Origin of the sequence: Sutterella parvirubra YIT 11816 (assembly GCF_000250875.1) — a bacterium.
GTDB classification, from domain to species: Bacteria; Pseudomonadota; Gammaproteobacteria; order Burkholderiales; family Burkholderiaceae_F; genus Sutterella; species Sutterella parvirubra.
Genome location: NZ_JH604967.1, coordinates 14,203 through 18,385, shown reverse-complemented (window position 1 = coordinate 18,385; position 4,183 = coordinate 14,203). Strand labels below are relative to the sequence as shown.

Annotated in this window: 2 protein-coding genes; both read left to right on the top strand. The window is 71.0% G+C overall.

Annotated elements, in window-relative coordinates; all coding sequences use genetic code 11:
- Positions 1-3,216, top strand: a 3,216-nt coding sequence (locus tag HMPREF9440_RS11445; RefSeq protein WP_040764025.1) for an alpha-2-macroglobulin family protein, incomplete at its 5' end; no start/stop codon positions are given.
- Positions 3,217-3,254: 38 nt separating this feature from the next.
- Positions 3,255-4,183, top strand: a 929-nt coding sequence (locus HMPREF9440_RS11440; protein WP_008542381.1) for a transglycosylase domain-containing protein, incomplete at its 3' end; no start/stop codon positions are given.

Sequence of the window (4,183 nt, the reverse complement as noted above, 5' to 3'; positions counted from 1 at the left end):
AAGGCGGGCCGGGGCGCCGTGGCGTTGGACGCCGCGCTGCTGCCCGAAGGGTTCTCGCGCGTGCGCTTCGACGTGGAAGGCGTCGACGCCGAAGGCGGCCGCACGGTGACGTTGTCGCAGACGATGCTGGTCGGCCGCGAGGGCCTCATGGCCGGGTGGCGTTTGAAGGACCATCCCGGGAAGCTCTCCTTCCTTTCGCAGGACGACCCCGCGCAGATCGAATTCCTCGTGGTGGATCAAGACCTCAAACCCGTCGCCGGGAAGATGCTCACGCTGCGCACCGCACGCGCCGAGCGCGTGACGGAATTGACCGAGGGCCCGAACGGGCGCCTCACCTACGTCGAGACGCCGGTTCGTGCGGAAGCCTCCACCGCGACGCTCACGACGGGCGCGGACGGCCGCGCCCTCTGGACGCTTCCCACCGGGACGCCGGGCGAAGGGATCCTGGAACTCGTGGACGAAAAGGGCCGGGTGCTCCTTGAAACCGACTGGCGCGTCGCGGGAAACGACCTCCGGACGCTCAAATCTCCGGACCTTCCGGCCGCGGACATGCGGTTGTCGGTGAAGAGCACCACGCTCACCTCGGGCGGGAAGGCCGAACTCGCGTTGGTCTCGCCCTTTGAGGGCTACGGCCTCGTCACGCTCGAAGACCGTCAGGTGCGCCACGCCGCCTGGGTGAAGGTGAAGCCGGGCGAAAACGCCCTCACCGTCGATCTCCCGAAGGAGGGTCTCACGCCCGGGCGCGCGTATCTCCACGTCTCGCTCGTTCGCGCAGGGGCGCTCCCCGCCGACGCCGAGGTGCGGCGCAACGCCGGCATCCGCGCGTCCGACGACGAGGTCGAACGCCGCCGCGCCAACGCCGCGCGGCTCACCGGCGGCTACGCCGAAGCGATCGTGCCGGTGACGGTTGATGCGGAGAAGCGCAGGGTCGACCTCAAGGTCGAACCCCAAACGCAGGATGGGAAGCTCAGGGTGAGGATCACGAGCGCGCGTCCCGCCGACGCCGTGCTCTACGCCGTCGACGAAGGGATTCTCTCGCTCACGCACCACCCCGCGCCCGACGTGCTGAACGCGGTCTACCTCGACCGCGCGCTCGAAGTCGTCACGATGGAGGCGTTGTCGCTTCTGATGCCCGAAGGCCTCACGCTCCCCAAAGCCCCCGTTTGGGGCGGCGACGTGGAGCGCTTGGCGTCGGGCGCCGCAGCCACGAACCCCTTTGCGCGCACGCCGGACTCGGCCGGCGTGTGGACCTCGGGCCTCGTCCAGCTCAACCCGGAAGGCTCCACCTTCGACGTGAAGCTCCCTGAAGGTTGGCACGGTGCGGTGCGGATCGTCGCGGTCGCGGCCGATGCGGAAAGCCCCGCGGTGGGAAGCACCGCCGCGCGTACGGTGGTGTCGTCTCCCCTCATGCTCGAACCTCTGACGCCTCAGGCCGTGGCGCTGGGCGACACCTTCCGCGCGGGCGCGTCGGTGCAGTTGGAGAAGGCACCGGCTGCGGGGCAGTCGGTCGCCGCCAAGGTGACGATCGCGGACGGGTCGGGTTCCGATGAACCCCTCGCCCTCACGATCGGCGAATCGGGTGCCGGTTCCGTCGGCCGCATGATGACGGCGCCTGCGGCACCGGGCGTCATGACGCTCGACCTCCGTGCCGAGGCCCAAGTCGACGGGAAGCCGCAGGACGCGACGCGCACGACGGAAATCTCCGTGCGTCCGCCCGTGCTCCCGCGCCGCGTCACCGCCGTGGGGACGGTGCCCCAAACCGCTCAAGCTGGCGCCCTCCCCGCGCTCGAACCCCTCTGGGCCGCGCCCGGCGTCGAAACCCGCGCGTCGGTCTCGACCCTGCCGGTGCCCTGGCTCACGGCATTGGTGCCGACCGCCGACGTGAACGGCTGCTTCGGCGTGATCGACCCGGAACGCGCCGCCGCGGACGCCCTGGGCTACGTCGCCCTTATGAACGTCCCCGCCGTGCGCCCGAGCCTGAGCGAGAAGCCTCAGGACGAGTTGGCGCAGCGGCTTCGCCGCATCGCGAACGTCCGGGGCGACCTCGGCCTCGACGCGACGCTTTTGGCCGCCTACCTGACCCTTCCGCCCGAAGCGGACCCGAAGCCGGACGACATCCGCCGGGTGGCCGCCCGGGTCGAGCGCCAGATCACGATGGATCCGCAGACCGCGGAGGAAGCCCGCACCGAACTCCTGGCGCTCTGGCTCCTGACGCGCGAAGGGACGTTGGTCGCCGACCGGTTGGCCGCCCTCACCGCCCGCATGGACGAACGGCTCCCGGGTTGGCGCGAAGGCCCCGACGCGCTTCTTGCCGGCGCCGCCTACGCCCGCATGCGGATGACCCCGGAAGCCCTGAAGCTCATGGGAACGGTGATGAAGCCCGAGAAGGTGACCGCCCTCACGCTTCGCGACGCCGCCTGGGCGCGCGCCGCGTTGGCGGACGGCTCGACCCTCACGGGCGAGCGCTTCCCCGCGGAAGACGTTCTCCCGAAGCACTTCATGACGCTTCTTGAAGACGGCGCGAAGCGCGGCACGTCCGCCTCGGCCGCCGCGTGGAGCGCCTGGGCGCTGGCGTTGACGAGTCAGACGGCCGCTGAAAAGACGCTTCCCGACACCGTCAACCTCGTCTGCCGCCGCTTGGCCGAAGGCTTCGACGGCACGACGGACTTGAAGCGCACGGGCGGCGCGGTGACGCTCTCGGCGCCGGGCTGCGTGGAGTTCGCGGTCGAAAACGTCGAGAAGACGGCGCTCTCCGAGCCCCTCTACTTCTCGCTCGTTTCGGTGGGCGCGCCGAAGGCGCTCCCCGCCGCGCCCATCTCGGAAGGCTTGTCCGTCACGAAGCGCTACCTCAACGCCGAAGGGAAGGAAGCCGCGACCTTCCGCACGGGTGAGCGCGTGACGGTCGAGATCCGGATCGTGGGCACGGGCGAACTCGTGCTCGCGGACCCGATCCCGGGCGGCTTCATGCATGCCGACCGCCCGGGCGCCGCGCCCGAGATCGAGGACGCCTCGACCCGCGGGTTCCTGCGTGCGGACGACCGCTTCGTCGTGCGGCTGACGCCCTACGGGACGGCCGAAGACGGCGTGACGACGCTCCGTTACACGCTTCGTGCGGTGACGCCCGGCACCTTCGCCGCGGGTCCCGCCGCGCTCGAAGACGCGGCGGACGGCGCGAAGCGCGCGCAGGGCGTGATGGCGACCTTGAAGGTCGAATGATCGGTCGAGTGATCGCTCAAACGGCCTGACGACCCCGCATGACGGACGCCCGCACGACGTTGGACTCCGCTTCCTCCCCGGCTGCGGCCGGGGAGGATCCGGGCGTGCGCGCACCGAAAGAGAAGCGCCCCGGAGGATCCGTCCGGTCCCGGCAGCCGCTTTGGAAGAAGCTCGCGGCGGGGGGCGCCCTCGCCGCGGTTCTCCTGCCCGCGGGCGCTTGGCTCACCGCCAAGCTCCTCCCCGCGCCTCCGATGTTGGAGGGCGTTCCCTTCTCATCGGCGCTCACCGACCGGCACGGGACGCTCCTCGAACTCCGCCTGGCGGAGGACGGCATCTACCGGCTCAAAACCCCGTTGTCCGAGATCCCGCCCGCCTGGATCGCCGCGACGATCCACTACGAAGACCGGTGGTTCGCGAAGCACCCCGGCGTCAACGTCCCGGCGCTCTTCCGCGCCCTTTGGGGCACCGTCACCCACCGCCCGATGGGGGCCTCCACCCTCACGATGCAGCTGGCGAGGATCCGCCTCGGGTTGGAGACGCGCTCGGTCTCGGGGAAACTCGCCCAAATCTTTTGGGCGCTCCGCTACGAAGCGCACTACGCCAAGGACGAGATCCTTGAGGCCTACCTCAACCTCGCCCCCTACGGCGGCAACATCGAAGGGGCGGGCGCCGCCGCGCGGGTGTGGTTCGGGCGCGCGCCCGCGGAGTTGACTGCGGCTCAAGCGGCGTCACTCACCATCGTTCCCCAGAACCCCGTCGCGCGTCGTCCCGGGCGCGAAGCCTGGCGGGAGGCCTTCTCACGCGTGGGCGAAAGCCTCATCGCGGAAGGCGTCTTCCCGGAGACGCTCGCGCCCGCCATGCGCCCGGAAGCCGCCCCCGCGGTGACGGGACCGGGAAAGCTCCCGCACCTCGCGCGTCACGACGCGCGGCTCGTGGCGGCGTTGGCGCCGGGCGAGCGCGTGCGAGG